Here is a 16,670-nt window from a genome sequence, read left to right as displayed (position 1 = left end):
GCGGCCGGAAGGGCTTGTCTTTCTAAGGTCGCAAACCCCCGAGCCCTGCCGCGCGCAGATCGCTGCCGGCCATCCGCAGGCTGCGTGCGAGGTACCGGCGCATCTCCGGATCAGGCGGCTCGGGGGCGTCACCGCCGAGGTGCCTGTGCAGCATCAGCACAATGAGGTACAGCTGCGCTTCGCGCGCCACCGGGTCGGCATTGGAGTGGCCGGCATCGGCGTCGACCAGCAGGCTCACGTCCTTGCCCAGTTGCTTCAGCCGCGCGGCGTAGCCGGTCACCCCACGGATCGCCACGCGCCGGTCCTCGCCGCCGGCGTACAGCAGCAGCGGGCGATTCATCTGCCGCGCATGGGCCAGCGGCGATTGGGCGTGCAGGCGCGCCATCGAGGCGGCGTCGCGCGGATCGAGCGAGAGCGCGGCGAGCCAGGCATCGAAGGGAACGTACCGCGCCAGCTCCAGCGCTTCGGTGGTGCGCCCGACCCATTGGAGCACCCAGGCGAAGTCCGGCGGCGGCACCATCGCCACGCCGACCTTGAACAGCTGCGGCTGGAAGGTGACCCCCAGCAGTGTGCTGTAGCCGCCGAAAGACGCGCCGACGATGCCCACGCGCCCGGCATCCCCGACGCCGTGGGCGAGCAGCCAGCGCGTGCCCTCGACGATGTCCTGCTGCACGCGCCCGTTGCCGAAATCGCCCTGCGCGGCCATCGAGTATGACCGCCCCAGCCCGGTGGAGCCGCGGAAGTTCGGTTCGAACACGGCATAGCCACGATCGACCAGCGCCTGCACGAAACCGCCACCGAACTCATCCGGGCGAGATGCATTCCACGGTCCGCCGTGCACCAGCGTCACCAGCGGCAGGCGCCTCGGGTCCAGTCCCGGCGGCAGCCACACGAAACCGTGCAGGCGCATGCCATCGGAGGCAGTCCACTCGATCGGCAGCTTGCGCGGCATGGCCGCCTCGGGCAGCCACTGTGCGGGGCGGCCCTGGCGGTCGCCCACCGGCGCGAAGGCGAGGATGTCGCGCAGCGCACCGCTGCGCACGTCGTACAGGTGCCAGCGCGCGCCCTGCAGGGTGCTGGCCTGTTCCTCGATGAGCCAATGCGTGGCGCCGATGGCGATCTCCAGGTTGCGCCCCGGATAACGCGCCTGGAGTTCTTTCAAGGCTCGCTGCGCCGGCCCGTCGAGCGCATGGCTGGCCGCTACGGTGCTGCGGTAGCTGGCGATGCGCGGCCTGCCGTTAGCCGGATCGAGCGCGAGCGTGTCGAGGTCGGCCTCGCCGCGCGGGTCCTCGTGCAGCGTGGTGAGCGTGCCCTCAGGCTCCAGCCGGCGCAAACCCTCCAGGCCGTCGCCCCGGTCGCTGCGCAGGAGCAGCCGTCCCTGTGCGTCGGTCAGCGGAAGCGGCGCGCAGCGATGCAGCCCGGTGCAACGCAGGACCTCGTGCAGGTCGCCGGTGGCGTCGACACGGTGGAACACCAGTGCGGCGCCTTCCACGCGTTCGACGAACGCGGTGCGGCCACGGCCCTCGAGCGCCACGTCGACCAGTTGCCGGGGGTCCTCGCGCAGCGGCGTCCGGTGCCCCTGCAGATCCACCCGGACCAACCGCCAGCGTTCGGCTGTGTCCAGCGTGGCGGGCGCGCGCTCGCGCAGTAGCACGGCAGCCGGTTGCGACGGGTCGATACGCAGCAGTTCGCGCTGTTCCCGCCCGCCCAGCGTGGCGACCAGTTTCGAGCCGCCCTGCCCGGCGGCCGCCACGGCGAACAGCTGGCCAGGCGATTCGAGCAGCAGCCAGCGGCTGTCATGCGACCAGTCGATCTGCCTGGCGTCGGTACCGCCGAGCAGGCGGCGCGGTTCGCCGCCGTCGGCCGCCAGCACCCACAGGCTGCGGTGGCCGGCCTGTTCGCGCAGGTAGGCAACCTGTTGGCCATCGGGCGACAACGCCACCGCAGGCGTCGCGCTGCGTACCAGGAAGGCGTCGCGCGGGAAGTGAGGTGCGGCCGGGCGGGCGCTTTCGAGGGCGACCGCCGCCCGCAGCGCATCGCTGTCGGCGGCGCGGCAAGGCAGCGCCGGCAGCAGGAATGCGAGCGCGCACAGGAGGCGCAAAAGGGGGTTGGTCGGTCGCATGAGCGTCTCCTCGGGCGTCGGACGCTTCGTGGGTAAATGCAGGGCAAAGAGCGACCCTTGCCCCGGCCTCTCCCCTTTCTTCGATGCGCATCGTGGGAAGGGCGCGGTTTCGGGCCAGACAGAACAGCGGGCTACGCGGCGGCCGGCTCCAGGCGCGTACGCGGCGCGCGCTCGCAGGCCGAATAGAGCAGCCAGAGGCTGGCCAGCGCCGGCAGGCCGATCGCGCCGCAGGCGACCACCCAGGCGACCTGCCCCGGCAACGACAGGGCTCGTCGACGTATCAGCCACAGCGCGGCCAGCAACGACGCGAGCATCAACGTGGCGGCCAGCCACAGAACGCTGCGCGGTCGCGGTTTCGGGTTGGCGACCTGCATCGGGTCCGGCGCGGCGAACAGGCTGCTCACGCCCTGGCGCAATCCATACAGGACGGGCGAGGGCCACCACGACTGGTAGCGGAACCACGCCGGGTAGTCGAACGTGATCGGCCGGCGCGCAGCGAGCGTGACGCGCCCGTCGTCGTGCACCCAGGTGACGGTCTGGTACGGCGCGGCGCCGGCCATGGTGTAGTCGTAGCTGGTGTACGCGTTGGAGACCAGGTAGCCGTCGACCAGCTCGATCAACTCCAGGTTGTGCAGGCCGCCGGGCCCGCCCGGGATCGGCATGCGCTGGCGTGGGCGGAGCAGGTTTTCGCTCGCCACCACGTCGCGCCCATCGAAGAAGTACAGCGCATGGTTGCTCAGGGCGGCCAGGTTCTCGCCGACCGGCGCGGTGCCGAGCAGCCATTCCCCGTGCGGCAACCGGATGCGCGGGAACACCTGGCCGGTCTCGCTGACGTAGTGGTAGAGCATGTTGCCGGCGAGCAGGCTGCGATCCTCCTTCGGCTGGCCGGGCAGGCCGCGGGTGGCCACCGTCGGCGCCGGGAACGCCGCGTTGGTGCCGCCCACCCCGAGCGTGCCGACCGTGCGGCCGCCGGCGATGCGGTAGCCGGACAGGCGCATGCGGTCATGGCTGAAGGTCCAGCGCACGCCTCGTGCCGGGTCGTCGAAATCGACCGGCGCGGCGTTGGTGAGCGCCCCGCGCGCCGGCACCACGTCCAGGTCCGGGGCGATCGCCACCACGTCCGACAGGGCCACCTGCTCGCGCCACAGCGGCGCCTCGGGCGCGGTGCTCACCGCCAGACCGGTGAGCATGCGCTGCTCAGGAGTCATGCGCTCGGTTTCGTTCTGCCCGCCCTTGGGCGGCGTCTCGGTATTGTTCGGATGGGTGCCCTGCACCATCCAGATCACCTGCGCGCCGACCTGCACCACCACGATGATCGCCACGTAGACGGCCACCTGCAGAGGCAGCGCCAGCAGCACGGTGGCAGGCACGCTGCGCGGCGGCGCGGACAGGTCCGGCTTGAACGACACCGTCACCATCGCGGCCAGCCAGGCGAGCGCGGACGCCTGCATCAACAAGGCCCACGCGCCGCTGGCCTGGCTCGCCGCCGGCACCAGCAGCAGCACCAATGCGGCGATCGCGCTGCGCGGGCGGCCAAGCATGCAGCCGGCACCGGCGAGGTAACCGCAGGCGGCCAGCGACCACGCGGCCAGCGGCAGCAGCCAGTGGCGCAGGTCGACCACGCGCGCGGTGAGTCCGGCCTGGTAGGCGGCGGCGAGCAGCACCGGCAGCGCCACCGCGACGGCCAACCACACCATGCCGGCACCGAGCAGCGCGGTGGCGATGCGCCCCGGCGCAAGCGGGCGATGCAGCAGGTTCAGCCACACGTTCGGGCGTCGGTAGCTGCCCACCTGGTACAGGCCCAGCAGCACGCCGACCAGCGCGTCGACGCCACCGGCGACGCGATAGACGAAGACCGGCTGCTGCGCCAGATCGACCAGGCGGGTGAAGAACAGCAGCACCAGCAGGTGCACCGCAAACGCACCGAGCGCCCAGCCGCGGAAACGCAGCAACTCCGCCTTGAACAGGTCACGCATGTCGCCCCTCCTCATGCCGCCGCCGGCATCGCGTGGTTCTTCGCCAGGAAGCCGTTGACTGCGCGATCCAGGCTCACCGGCATGCACTGCACGGTCCGCGCACCGGCGCCGCGCAGGAACTGCGCGAAATCCTCGTCCTGGTCGAGCACCAGGTAATGATGCAGGCCATCGATGCGCTGCACCTGCAACAGCCCCGGCACGCCGGCCGGCGGCGGACCGGCGAACGGGATGTCGGCGACCCAGTGGGTGACGCGCGCGCAGAACTCTTCCGGCGCCGACATGTGTGCCAGGCGCCCGCGCTCGAGGATGATCAGGTTCTCGGCGACGCGCTCGATCTCTTCCATCTGGTGCGAGCAATAGATGACCGTGCAGGATTCAGTCGCGCTCGAATACATCAGCGATTCAAGGAACGCGCGCTTGGCCACCACGTCCAGGCCCAGCGTCGGCTCGTCCAGCACCAGCAGCTCCGGTCCCTGCGCCAGCGTCAGCGCGAGGTTGAAGCCGGCGCGCTCGCCACGCGAGAGCTGGCCGATCTTCTGCTCCGGCAGCACGTGGTAGTGGCCGATGACCTCGTCATAGGCGCGCTGGTTCCAGCGCGGGTACTGGTGGCGCTGCATGTCCGCCACCGCCGAGACGCGCATCCAGTTCGGCAGCGTGTGTTCCTCGTTGACGAACCCGATGCGGCCGCGGTCCTCCGGCGTGAGCTGCTGGCTGTCGCGGCCGAGGATACGCGCGCTGCCGCTGCTCGGCGGCAGGAAGCCGAGCAGGATGCGGAACAGCGTGGACTTGCCGGCGCCGTTGGCGCCGACGATGGCGTGGATGTGGCCGGCAGCGATGGACAGGTCCAGCGCGTCGAGCGCGAGCTTGGCGCCGTAGCGCTTGGTCAGGGCGCGGGTTTCGATGACGTGGTTGTTCATGACTCAAGGCGTCTCGGGCAGGTCAGGCGCTTTTTCGGGACAACACCTGGAGCGCGCGGTCCAGTCGCGCCAGCGCGCGCTCGGGCGGGTAATCGAGCGCCGCCACTTCTCGCACGAAGGCTTGGATCGCCTCGTCCATGCGCCGGTCACGTTCGCCGTTGGACAGTCGCTGGCGTGGCGTGGCGACGAACAGGCCCAGGCCTTGGCGCGACTCCAGCCAGCCTTCGCTGGTGAGCTCGGCGTAGGCCTTGGCCACGGTGTTGGGGTTGATCGTCAATTGCTGGGCCAAGCCGCGCACGCTGGGCAACTGGTCTCCGGGGCTGAGTTCTGCCGTGGCGATCTTCATGCGGACACCGTCGACGATCTGCTTGCTGATCGGGCGCGGGTCGCCGGTGGCGATCTGGAGCATCAGGGCGTGGCTGCGGGGCATGGTCGCGTGTCCTGCCTGTACTGTGCGTAGTAGTACAGATGGTTGCGATTCGCGTCAAGCGCTTCCGCCGCCAGAAAGGACGGGACAACGCAGCCACCGCCCTTGCCGCCGTCGATCTGCTACGTTCCCGGCCCTGCCCGTTTGCCGCTGGACGCTCCCGATGTCGCTCCGCCCGCTGTTGCCCCTGCTCGCCGCCACTGTGCTCGCCGGTTGTGTCACCAGTCCCACGATGCCCGCTGCCGCACCCGACGGTGCACGCGCGGACGTGGCGATCCTCGAAACCACCGACCTGCACTCGAACATCCTCGGCTACGACTACTACAAGCTCAAGGCTGATCCCACGCTGGGTTACGAGCGCACGGTCACGCTGATCCGGCAGGCGCGCAAGGAATTTCCCAACACCTTCCTGATCGACGATGGCGACACCATCCAGGGCAGCGTGCTGGCCGACTACCAGGCGCTGGCCAGGCCGGTGGGCTGCGACCAGGAGCTGGCGATCTACCGCGCCATGGACGCCGTGGGCTACGACGGCGGCACCGCCGGCAACCACGAGTTCAATTACGGCCTGCCGTTCCTGTCGCAGGTCACCGGCACGCCGATGAACGTCGACGGCGGTGCAGCCCGACGCTGCGCCGGGCCGCATTTCCCGCTGGTACTGTCCAATGTCTACAGCGCGCGCGACAGCCAGCCGATCTACAAGCCGTGGGCGGTCGTCACGCGCACGATCGAGGCGTACACGCCCGACGGCAGCAAGGTCGAGGTGCCGCTGAAGGTCGGCATCATCGGTTTCACGCCGCCGCCGATCCTGCAGTGGGACAAGCAGAAGCTGGCCGGCAAGGTCACCGTCAGCGGCGTGGTGGAAGCGGCACGCAAATACGTGCCGCAGCTGCAGGCCCAGCATCCGGACCTGATCGTGGCGGTGCTGCACGGTGGCCTGGACGCCCACCCGTATACCCCCGACATGGAAAACGGCGGCTGGCATCTGGCCGGCGTGCCGGGCATCAGCGCGCTGCTGCTGGGCCACTCGCATACCGAGTTCCCCGGCCCGCACTACGCCGACATGCCCGACGTGGACGCCAAGCGCGGCTTCGTACGTGGCGTGCCGGCGGTGATGGGAGGCTTCTTCGGCAAGGATCTGGGCGTGATCAAGCTGGCGCTGATCCGCCAGAACGGCCAGTGGGTGGTCGACACCAGCGACACCCACAGCGAGGTGCGGCCGATCTGCGAGGCAGCGGAGAAAGGACATGAGCCGCGCTGCGTGGCGCCCGATCCGCAGATCGCCCCCTTGGTGGCCAAGGTGCACGAAGCGGCGATTGCCTACGTCAACACGCCGATCGGCCACAGCAGCGTGCGGATGAGCAGCTACTTCGCCGACGAGGGCAACATGACCGCGCTGGCGCCGATCAACGCGGCGCAGGCCGACTACGTGCGCCGCGAGCTGCCCAGGAGCCACCCCGAGCTGGCCGACGTGCCGGTGCTCTCCTCCGCCGCGGCCTTCCGCACCGGCTTCGGCGGCCCCGATGACTACACCGACGTGGCCCCGGGCCCGCTGACCCTGCGCAGTGCGGCCGACCTGTACTTCTATCCCAACACGCTGGCGGCGGTGAAGACCGATGGCGCCGGCGTGAAGGCGTGGCTGGAGCAGTCGGCGCGGCGCTTCAACCGGATCGACCCGAGCAAGCCCGGCGAGCAGGCGCTGATCAACCCGCACTACGTCGGCTACAACTTCGATCAGATCCAGGGCGTGACTTACACCATCGACCTGTCCCGGCCAGCGGGCGAGCGCATCACGTCGCTCGCCTACCGCGGCAAGCCGGTGACCCCGGGGCAGCCGTTCATCGTCGTCACCAACAACTACCGGGCCAGTGGCGGCGGCCATTTCCCGGGGCTGGACGGCAGCAACATCGTGCTGTCCTCGCCCGACGGTGCGCGCGAGATCCTGGCCCGCTGGATCGAACGCAAGCAGCGCCTGGACCAGAGCGACCTGGCACCGACCTCGTGGCACTTCGCGCCGTTGCACACGCACGGCCGCGTGGTGTTCACCGGCGCCGCCGGCAAGCAGGCGCTGGCGCGCGAGGCCGGGTTGAAGGGCATCGAGCAGCTGAGCGACCACGGCGACGGCACCGCCACCTACACCATCGACCTGTCGCCCTGACCGCGAGGTAGGGGGTTTGGCGCCGCGCGCGTTGAGTGCAGTGGACGCGGCGTTTGCCGCGACCGCACCCCCCGCGCATGGATCGCGGCCCGAGCCTTCCGCACGGATGCGGAAGCACAGGGGGTACATGCTCACATCCCCGGGCTGATGCGATATCGTGACGGCACTATCGCTGGTCAATACACGGTGCCGTTCGATGGCCCTGGGCTCGGCCGAGCACGAGCAGCTTCTTGCTGGTGCAGGCAATCCAACTGAATTCGACGGCTTCGTGCGGGAACAGCGCGGGGCCCTGGTGCGCTTCCTGCAGCGCCGTACCCGCTCGCCGGACGACGCAGAGGACCTGGCACAGGAGAGCCTGACGCGACTGATGCGCTATCGCGCGCACGCGCCGGACACCTGGATGGCGCTGCTGTACCGGATCGCCGTCAACGCGCTGCACGACCGCAGCCGCCGCGCGCTGACCCGCTTCGATGCGCACCACGTGAGCCTGGACGAGGAGGCGGTCGAGCTGCACTCGACCGAACCGTCGCACGAGCAGCGCACGGCGTCCGAGCAGGATCTGGTGGCCCTGCAGCGCGCGCTGCTCCGGCTGCCCACGCGTTGCCGGCAGGTCTACCTGCTGAACCGGATCGAAGGCATGACCTACATCGAAATCGCCGACCACTGCGGCATCAGCGTCAAGGCAGTGGAAAAACACATCAGCCGGGCCCTGCGCCTTCTGCGCGAGCGGCTCGGCGCCTTTCAGTCGGAGTCTCGTACATGACACGCCAGGCGAAGGAATCGCACGCAGCCGACCTGCCCACCACGGCGGAGGCATGGCTGGCGCGGCTGCATTCGCCGGCCCGCAGTTCGGTGGACGAAGATGCCTTCGAGCGCTGGCGCGGGGCCGATCCGGAGCACGCGGCGGCCTATGCCGAAGTGGAATACCTGCATCGCAACGCGGGACTGCTGGCGGCGGACCCGCTGCTGCGGGCGGCGGCACGCGCGGCCCGGCGCGACCTGGCGCGCCGACCGCAGGCACGGCCGCAGCGCGGCTGGCGGCTGGCGGCCGGGCTGGCGGCGGCGCTGCTGGTGGCGGTGGGCGTCGGCTGGATGGTCCGCGACGGCGCGCCCGTCGAACGCACGTACGCCACCCAGGTCGGCCTGCCGCAGGCGATCACGCTTGCCGATGGCACCCGGGTCCAGCTCGACGCCCAGTCCAGCCTGGTGACCCGTTTCGGTCCGCGCCAGCGCGAGGTGATCCTGCGCAACGGGCGGGCCCAGTTCGCCGTGGCGGCGGATCCGGAGCGGCCGTTCCTGGTGCGCGTGGACGGCAGCCTGATCCGCGACGTCGGCACCACGTTCCAGGTCGACCGCAGCGCCCAGGGGACCACCGTGGGGCTGCTCGAGGGCCGCGTCGCGGTCAGCCACGCCGGCAGCGCCGGTGCACCGGCCTGGAGCAGTGAACTGGCGCCCGCCCAGCAGTTGCACATCGACACCGACGGCCGCCCGGCCGCGGTCACCGCGCTCGACCTGGTCCAGGCGCAAGCCTGGCCGCGTGGCCAGCTCGATTTCAGCGAGCGGCGACTGGACCACCTGCTCGAGTCGATGAACCGCTATTCCACCACCCAGCTGCGGCTGGGCGACCCCTCGCTGGCGGCACTGAAGGTCAGTGGCAGCTTCCATGCCGGCGACCAGCAGGCGTTGGCCAAGGCACTGGCCCAGGGCTGGCGGTTGCGCGTGCAGCGGACCGGGCCGGACGAGCTGACCCTGCTGCCGGCCGCCGCGGCCCGCTGACCACGATGACGGGCCGCCGCGTTGCGTCGGCCGCCGTCCGCGGTCGCCGCCTGATTCCGTTTGCCGCCGCGCTGGCGTTCGCGCTGACGTTGTCGTGCGCGCATGCGGTCACACGCGGACTGACTCGCCACTACGCGATCCCGGCCGGCCAGCTGGATGACACGCTGCGTGCGCTCGCTGCACGGGGCAACGTGCAGCTGCTCTACGCACCGCAGCTCACGGCCGGCCAGCGGGCCGTCGCGCTGGAGGGGGACTTCACCCCGGCCGATGCGTTGGCGATCGTGCTGCGTGGCAGCGGCTTGCAGGCCGAGGTCGTCACGCCCGACACCTACGTGCTGCGCCGCATCGCTCCCGCCGCCGCGGCGCCCGCCACCCGCGCGGCCGGGCGGGCGCTGCCGCCGGCGCCGCTGGAGTCGCTGCCGGTGCCGCTGCTGGCGGTGGAAGTGACCGGCACCCACTTGCGCCGCACGGCCATGGAGACCGCCTCGCCACTGACCGTGATCGACCGTCGCCAGATCGAGCACAGCGGCTACCAGACTCTGTTCGAGTTGCTGCGCGCGCAGCCCGGCGTGCGGGTGAACAATGCCCCGGTGGCGCTGAGCGACAGCGCGCTGTACCAGGCCAACGGGCTGTCCGGGGCAACCGGCGCCGCGGCGGTCGACCTGCACGGGCTCGGCGCCACCGCCACGCTGTTTCTGGTCGACGGCCAGCGCATGGCCGGTTACGGGCTGTCGCAGGGCGAGTTCAGCCTGGTCAACGACCTGGAGAGCATCCCGCTGGCGCTGGTCGAGCGGATCGAAGTGCTGCGTGACGGCGCGTCCGCGATCTACGGCTCCGACGCGATGGCCGGCGTGGTCAACATCATCCTGCGCAAGCAGTTCCAGGGGGTGGCGCTGGATGGCAACGCCGGCATCTCCTCGCGCGGGGATGCATCGCAGCGGCGCGTCACGGGCAGCTTCGGTAGCGCCTTCGGCCACGGCGGCCACCTGCTGCTGAGCGCCGACTACCTGGAGCGTTCGCCGCTGCTCGGCCGCGACCGTCGATGGGCACGCAACGGCGGCGACGGCGGCGACGGCACCTACTATTTCGACGGCGGCCAGATCGGCTACGACAACACCGACGGCGGCTGCACCCGGCTCACCCTGGACGGGCCGTGCACCAACACCACCGGGCCGGCGACCACGCTGCAGACGCAGCTGGACAGCCGCTCGCTGCTGTTGCACGTCGATCACCCGGTCGGTTCACTCGAGGCCTACGCCGGGCTGCGCTGGAACAGCGTGCGCCAGCACCAGCAGACGGGACCGGCGACCGAGCAGCTGTTGCTGTTCGATCCGGGTCCGCCGCGCAGCGTGCGGGTGGTGAACTATGCCTTCGCCGACATCGGGCCTATCCGCGACGCCACCCAGTCACGCAGCACCCAGCTCAGCGCCGGCCTGCGCGGCCACCCCGGCGACTGGCAATGGGACCTGCGCCTGGACGACCAGCACAACGCCGGCACCGACCGCGTGCGCGGCCTGTTGCGTTCCAGCGTGCTGGATCAGGCGCTCTCCGACGGCAGCTACCAGCCCGGCGGCCGCAACAGTCCAGCCGTGCTCGCCGCGCTGTCGCCGCAACTGCTGCGCACCGGCCATACCAGCCAGAGCGGCTTCAGCCTGCGCGCGGACGGGCCATTGGCGCAGTGGCCGCTGGGCGAGCTGGGCCTGGCAGCCGGCATCGAGGGCTACCGCGAGCAGCTGGACGACCAGCCCGATCCGCTGCTGATTGCCAACGACGTGTTCCAGTTCCAGCCCCCGTACGTGCGCCGGGGCGATCGCTGGATCTCCGCGGCCTACGTGGAGATGGAAGCCCCGCTGGCAAAAGGATTCACCGCCAACGTTGCCGCCCGCGCCGATCACAGCGGCGGCTTCGGATGGGCGTTCTCGCCGCGCCTCGGGCTGAAATGGGACGTCAGCGACGAGGTGAGTTTCCGCGGCACGCTGGCGCGCGGGTATCGCGCGCCCACCCTGCCCGAGCTCGATCGGCCGCAGGCGCTGCTGCCCACCGGCGTGCGGGTGGAAGTACCCAGCGCGCTGCTGCCGTGCGTGAACGGCCGGCCGGTGGGCGGCGGCTATGCGCTGTGCACGCTGCGGCTGGACAGCGTGAGCAACCCCGAGCTGCGGCCAGAGCGCTCGCGCAGCCTCACCTTCGGCGTGGTGCTGGCGCCCACGCCGGCGCTGGGCATCGCGCTGGATGTCTACCAGGTCGACCGCCGCCACGAGATCCGCGCGTTGCCGGTGTCCTATGCGCTGGATCATCCGGACGCCTTTCCCGAGCTGTTCCGCCGCGACGCCCAAGGCGCGCTGTACGCGTTCGACCAGCAGCTGGTGAACCTGGGCAAGACGATGGTGCGCTCGTTCGATCTGGACGTGCGCTACCGGCTCGACACCCGGCGCCTGGGCAGCTTCAGCTTCAACCTCGGCGTGGACTGGCTGTCCAAGCTGCGCCGGCAGATCGTGCCGGATGCACCGCCGGAGCCTTACGACGGCTACGCAGACCAGCCCAAGGCCACCGCGCTGGGGTCCGTGGAGTGGTCGCGCGGCGACTGGGTCACCACCGCCAACCTGCGCTACACCGGGCACTACGGCTACCGGGCCAGCGCCAACAGCCGGCTGACCTGCCCGGACGGCCTGCGCGAGGCCGGCCACTGCAGCACGCCGGCGTTCACCCAGCTCGATCTCAACCTCGACTACAGCGGCTTCGACCACTGGCGCATCGGCCTGAACGTGCACAATGCGCTGGACCACGCGCCGCGCTATTACGGTCCCTCGTCGCTGGCGTACAGCCCGGCATTCGACGACGTCGTGGGACGCTACTTCCTGCTCAGCTTCCACTACCAGCGCTGAGCGTCCGGGCAGGACTTCCTGCTGCGCGCACGGCTGGAGCCGCACGCTGGAGATCACTCCCGCCAGGCGCAGTGCACGACGCATCGTGCGTTCGCACGAGGTGACACCATCGGTCGAGGTCGGCAGCTCGGTCGGTCCGCTCCAGCCGCAGGGAGGACTGCTGCGTCGCCTGCGCCGCGCGGGGCGGCGCGACACGCGTCACATCGCGCCGATGGTTGCAAATGCACCTGTTGACCGTGCCGCAACATCGCCCCTAACGTCGGCGGCATGTCGATCGACAACGCCCCTGCCAGCCTGCCCCGCGTCCGCCTCCCCGGCGTGGCGGCCTGTGCTGGCGCGCGCTGCGTCGACACCCTTTTCCGCGTCACGAACACGACCACCACCACGACCATTACCACTCGGTCGGGGTGGGTGTCCGTGCGCGACTAGCTTCACCATCACGCAACGGCCCCGCCCTCGACGAGGCGGGCCGGCTTGCAGCACACCGATACCGCCAGAAGAGCACGGGCCTCATCCGGAGGCTTACGTGAATACCTGCGCACCCCAGCTGCTCGAACACCCCAAACCGTTGCCGTCGGCGTTCGTGCCGGCGGCCTCCTCGCTGCGTTGCCGCCAGCTCGCCGTGGGAGTGATCGGTCCCGGTCGCGTGGGCAGCGCCGTGCTCGGCCAGCTGCGCGCCGCGCAGCCCCGGCTGGAACGCGAGGGCCGCGTGCGCTTGCGTCTGTGCGGCGTGGTCGCCAGCAAGCGCATGTGGCTGGACTGCGATGACGCCGAGCTCAACGGCCGCGCCGGCGGCGCCCAGGTGTGGCGTCCGAACGATCTGGACGCCTTCGCCGCCCACGTGCGCGGTGGCGCCGAGCCGCGCGACGCGCTGCTGATCGACTGCAGCGCCAGCGACACGGTGGCCTCGCGTTACGCCGACTGGCTCGCCGACGGGCTGCACGTGGTAACGCCAAACAAGCTCGCCGGCAGCGGCGCGCTCGCGCGCTGGCATACGATCCGCCACGCCAGCGCCGCCAGCGGCGCGCGCTTCCGCTACGAGGCCACCGTGTGCGCCGGCCTGCCGGTGGTGCAGACGCTGCGCGACCTGCTCGATACCGGCGACGAACTGCTCGCGGTGGAAGGCATGTTCTCCGGCACGCTGGCCTGGCTGTGCAATCGCCATGACGGGGCGCAGCCGTTTTCCGCGCTGGTGCGCGAGGCGCATGCGCTGGGCTACACCGAGCCGGACCCGCGCGACGATCTGTCCGGCATGGACGTGGCGCGCAAGCTGGTGATCCTGGCCCGTGAGGCCGGCTGGGCGCTGTCGCTTGACGACGTGGCGGTGGAAAGCCTGGTGCCGGCATCGCTCGCGACGCTCTCGCGCGAGGAGTTCATGCAGCGGCTGGACGAGCTGGACGCCCCCCTGGCCGCCCGCCTCGCGGCGGCGCGCGCCGAAGGAGGCGTGCTGCGCCATGTCGCCCACCTCGACGCCCGCGGCCGCGCCAGCGTCAAGCTGGCCGTGCTGCCGGCCGCACACGCCTTCGCCCACTCGCGGCTCACCGACAACGTGGTGCAGTTCACCACCCGCCGCTACTGCGATAATCCGCTGCTGGTGCAGGGGCCGGGTGCCGGTCCCGAAGTCACCGCCGCCGGCATTTTCGCCGACCTGCTGCGCATCGCCGAGTCGCTGGAGCTGCGCGCATGAACGCCCAACTGCGAGACCGCATGACCACCGCCCCGCACTCCGCCCTGCACGCCTACGCCTTCGCCCCCGCCTGCGTGGGCAACGTGGGCGTCGGCTTCGACATCCTCGGCCACTCGATGGCCGGCGCCGGCGATCGCGCCGAGGTGCGCCGCATCGACGAACCCGTGGTGCGCATCGCCGCGATCCACGGCGTGGTCACCGAGCTGCCGCTGGACCCGATGCGCAACACCGCCGGCATGGCGCTGGTGTCGCTGCGCAAGGCGCTGGGCCTGGCGCACGGCTTCGAGCTGACCCTGCACAAGGGCATCGCGCTGGGCTCGGGCATGGCCGGCTCGGCCGCCTCCTGCGTGGCCGCGCTGGTGGCCGCCAACGCCCTGCTGGAAAAGCCGCTGCCGGTCGAGTCGCTCTACGGCTTCGCGCTGGACGGCGAGGCGGTAGCCAGCGGCAGCCGCCATGGCGACAACATCGGCCCGATGCTGCTCGGCGGGCTGGTGCTGGCCACCCACGACCGGCTGGTGCGCATCCCGGTGCCGGCCACTTGGCACTGCGCGCTGGTGCATCCGCACTTCGTGCTGGAGACGCGCAAGGCGCGCGCGGCGCTGGCCGGCGACTACGCGCTGGGCAGCTTCGTCACGCAGAGCGCCAACCTCGCCCTGGTGCTGGCCGGCTGCTACCGCGGCGAGGCCGCGCTGGTGCGCGAAGGCCTCAAGGACGTGCTGGTGGAACCGCGCCGTGCGCCGCTGGTGCCGAACTTTGCCCGCGTGAAGCAGGCCGCGATGGACCACCGCGCCATGGGCGCCAGCATCTCCGGCGCTGGCCCCAGCGTGTTCGGCTGGTACGAGCAGCGCGCCGAGGCCGAGCAGGCCGCGGTTTCGATGCGCGCGGCGTTCGGCGAAGCCGGACTGGACAGCGACGCCTTCGTCGCGCCCGTCGACGGGCCGGCGGCCAGCGTGGTCGATGCCGGAGACGATGAATGAGAGGGCTGGATGCCCTAGCGACGGGGTCGATGACCTCCCGCGCAGCAGGCGCGACGACCGCATCCAGACGCGCCGCGCGAAGGCCGGCTCCTTCGCCGGGTAAGCCTGGTCGCAGCGTGGGACTCCGCCCCTGTCCCGAACCCCCATCGCCGTCATTCCCGCGGCTCTCAACAGACGAACGTCTGGTCAAGCGGGAGGCGCTCCTCAACGGCGTATGCCGGTCATCCATCGTGCTCTGCCACACCTTGAAAATGGATTCCCGCTTTCGCAGGAATGACGGCACGGAAGAGCATCGCGTTGCAGGGAATCACCTGCCTTGGCGACGCACGGCAGCAGGCAACGCACATCGCATCACCCCATGCGCGAGGCACGCATGAGCGCCACCCTGCGCTACGTCAGCACCCGCGGCGGCAGTCCGGCCGCAAGCCTGAGCGACGCCATCGCCGCCGGCCTGGCCCCCGACGGCGGCCTCTACGTGCCCGAGGCAATGCCGCGGCTCGATGTCGACCACTTCGACCCGAACGGTTCCCTCGCCGACACCGCCGCCACCCTGCTCGCCCCGTTCTTCGCCGGCGACCCGCTGGCTGACGCGCTGCCGGCGATCTGCGCCGAGGCGCTGGATTTCCCGGTGCCGCATCGCGCGCTGCCGGCCGACGGCGCGCACGTGCTGGAGCTGTTCCACGGCCCCACCGCGGCGTTCAAGGACGTCGGTGCGCGCTTTCTCGCCGCCTGCCTGGCGCGGCTGCCGCGCCGCGATGCGCGACCGCTGACGATCCTGGTCGCCACTTCGGGCGACACCGGCGCCGCGGTCGGCGCGGCCTTCCACGGAAGGCCCGGCGTGCGCGTGGTGATCCTGTATCCGGACGGCAAGGTGTCGCCGCGGCAGGCGCATCAGCTCGGCTGCTTCGGTGGCAACGTCACCGCGCTGCGCGTGGCCGGCCGCTTCGACGACTGCCAGCGCATGGTGAAAGCCGCGCTCAACGATCCGGCGCTGCAGGCGGCGGTGCCGCTGTCCTCGGCCAACAGCATCAGCCTCGGCCGCCTGCTGCCGCAGATGAGCTACTACGCGCATACCGCAGTGGCCTGGTGGCGCGAGCGCGGCGAGCCGCGCCACGTCATCGTGCCGACCGGCAACCTTGGCAACGCGCTGGCCGCGCTGTGGGTGCGCGCGCTCGGCCTGCCGGTCGGCCGCGTGCACCTGGCCTGCAACGCCAACGCCACCCTGCCCGAGTTCCTGGCCGGCGCCGAGTACCGACCGCGCGAGGCCGTGGCGACGATTGCCAACGCGATGGACGTGGGCGCACCGAGCAACGCCGAGCGCCTGCGCTGGCTGTTCGACGACGCCACCCTGCGCCGCGAGCTGCCTGCCACCTGCGTGGACGACGAGGCGATCCGCGCCACCCTCGCCCGCCACGCCCGCGCGCAGGGCGAGGTGTTCTGCCCGCACACCGCCACCGCCGTGCACGTGCTCGACATGCTGCGCGCGGCCGGCGACCGCAGCGACTGGACGGTGGTCGCCACCGCTCATCCGGCCAAGTTCGAGAGCGTGGTGGAGCCGCTGATCGGGCATCCGGTCGCGGTGCCGGCTGCGCTGGCGGCGATGCTGGCGCGCCCCGCCCACGCCACGTCGCTGCCGGCTTCCGAGGCCGCGCTGGACGAGGCACTGCGAGCCCTGCCGGGCGGCTGATCCGGCGGGGCACTGTCGCCCGCGGGCGGTGGCGTAGGAAAATGCGCGGGATGTGGCCGCA

Annotated in this window: 11 protein-coding genes; 7 read left to right on the top strand and 4 right to left on the bottom strand. The window is 71.2% G+C overall.

Features of this window, described 5'->3' with window-relative positions:
- Window positions 1–22: 22 nt before the first annotated feature.
- The 4 genes from VFG40_RS04900 to VFG40_RS04885 all read right to left on the bottom strand — a co-directional run bounded on the left by VFG40_RS04900 (window position 23) and on the right by VFG40_RS04885 (window position 5,445).
- Window positions 23–2,122 (bottom strand): S9 family peptidase, encoded by a 2,100-nt coding sequence (locus VFG40_RS04900; protein WP_324895492.1) that lies wholly within the window; start codon window positions 2,120–2,122, stop codon window positions 23–25.
- A gap of 131 nt (window positions 2,123–2,253) precedes the next feature.
- Window positions 2,254–4,098 (bottom strand): hypothetical protein, encoded by a 1,845-nt coding sequence (locus VFG40_RS04895; RefSeq protein ID WP_324895490.1) that lies wholly within the window; start codon window positions 4,096–4,098, stop codon window positions 2,254–2,256.
- 11 nt (window positions 4,099–4,109) lie between these two features.
- Entirely contained in the window at window positions 4,110–5,015 is a 906-nt protein-coding gene (locus VFG40_RS04890) for an ABC transporter ATP-binding protein (protein WP_324895488.1), read from the bottom strand.
- A gap of 22 nt (window positions 5,016–5,037) precedes the next feature.
- Window positions 5,038–5,445 (bottom strand): GntR family transcriptional regulator, encoded by a 408-nt coding sequence (locus tag VFG40_RS04885; RefSeq protein ID WP_324895486.1) that lies wholly within the window; start codon window positions 5,443–5,445, stop codon window positions 5,038–5,040.
- A gap of 160 nt (window positions 5,446–5,605) precedes the next feature.
- Between VFG40_RS04885 and VFG40_RS04880 the strand changes: the two genes are divergently transcribed.
- The 7 genes from VFG40_RS04880 to thrC all read left to right on the top strand — a co-directional run bounded on the left by VFG40_RS04880 (window position 5,606) and on the right by thrC (window position 16,609).
- Window positions 5,606–7,600, top strand: coding sequence for a bifunctional 2',3'-cyclic-nucleotide 2'-phosphodiesterase/3'-nucleotidase (locus VFG40_RS04880; protein ID WP_324895484.1), 1,995 nt, complete (start codon window positions 5,606–5,608; stop codon window positions 7,598–7,600).
- Between the two features lie 196 nt (window positions 7,601–7,796).
- Window positions 7,797–8,363, top strand: coding sequence for an RNA polymerase sigma factor (locus tag VFG40_RS04875; RefSeq protein WP_324895482.1), 567 nt, complete (start codon window positions 7,797–7,799; stop codon window positions 8,361–8,363).
- On the top strand, window positions 8,360–9,376 hold the full coding sequence (locus VFG40_RS04870; RefSeq protein WP_324895480.1) for a FecR family protein: 1,017 nt from the start codon (window positions 8,360–8,362) through the stop codon (window positions 9,374–9,376). The genes VFG40_RS04875 and VFG40_RS04870 overlap by 4 nt, the downstream gene beginning before the upstream one ends.
- 5 nt (window positions 9,377–9,381) lie before the next feature.
- Window positions 9,382–12,258, top strand: a complete 2,877-nt coding sequence (locus VFG40_RS04865) for a TonB-dependent receptor domain-containing protein (RefSeq protein WP_324895478.1) — start codon at window positions 9,382–9,384, stop codon at window positions 12,256–12,258.
- A gap of 526 nt (window positions 12,259–12,784) precedes the next feature.
- Complete coding sequence (locus VFG40_RS04860; protein WP_324895476.1) at window positions 12,785–13,945, top strand: homoserine dehydrogenase family protein; 1,161 nt, start codon at window positions 12,785–12,787, stop codon at window positions 13,943–13,945.
- Window positions 13,942–14,922, top strand: coding sequence for a homoserine kinase (locus tag VFG40_RS04855; RefSeq protein WP_324895474.1), 981 nt, complete (start codon window positions 13,942–13,944; stop codon window positions 14,920–14,922). Before VFG40_RS04860 ends, VFG40_RS04855 begins: the two co-directional genes overlap by 4 nt.
- 373 nt (window positions 14,923–15,295) lie before the next feature.
- On the top strand, window positions 15,296–16,609 hold the full coding sequence (gene thrC, locus VFG40_RS04850) for a threonine synthase (RefSeq protein ID WP_324895472.1): 1,314 nt from the start codon (window positions 15,296–15,298) through the stop codon (window positions 16,607–16,609).
- The last annotated feature ends 61 nt before the right edge of the window (window positions 16,610–16,670 follow it).

It is taken from the genome of Dyella sp. (assembly GCF_035685805.1).
In the GTDB taxonomy this organism is placed as follows: Bacteria; Pseudomonadota; Gammaproteobacteria; order Xanthomonadales; family Rhodanobacteraceae; genus Dyella_A.
This window is presented reverse-complemented; position numbering and strand designations above follow the sequence as displayed.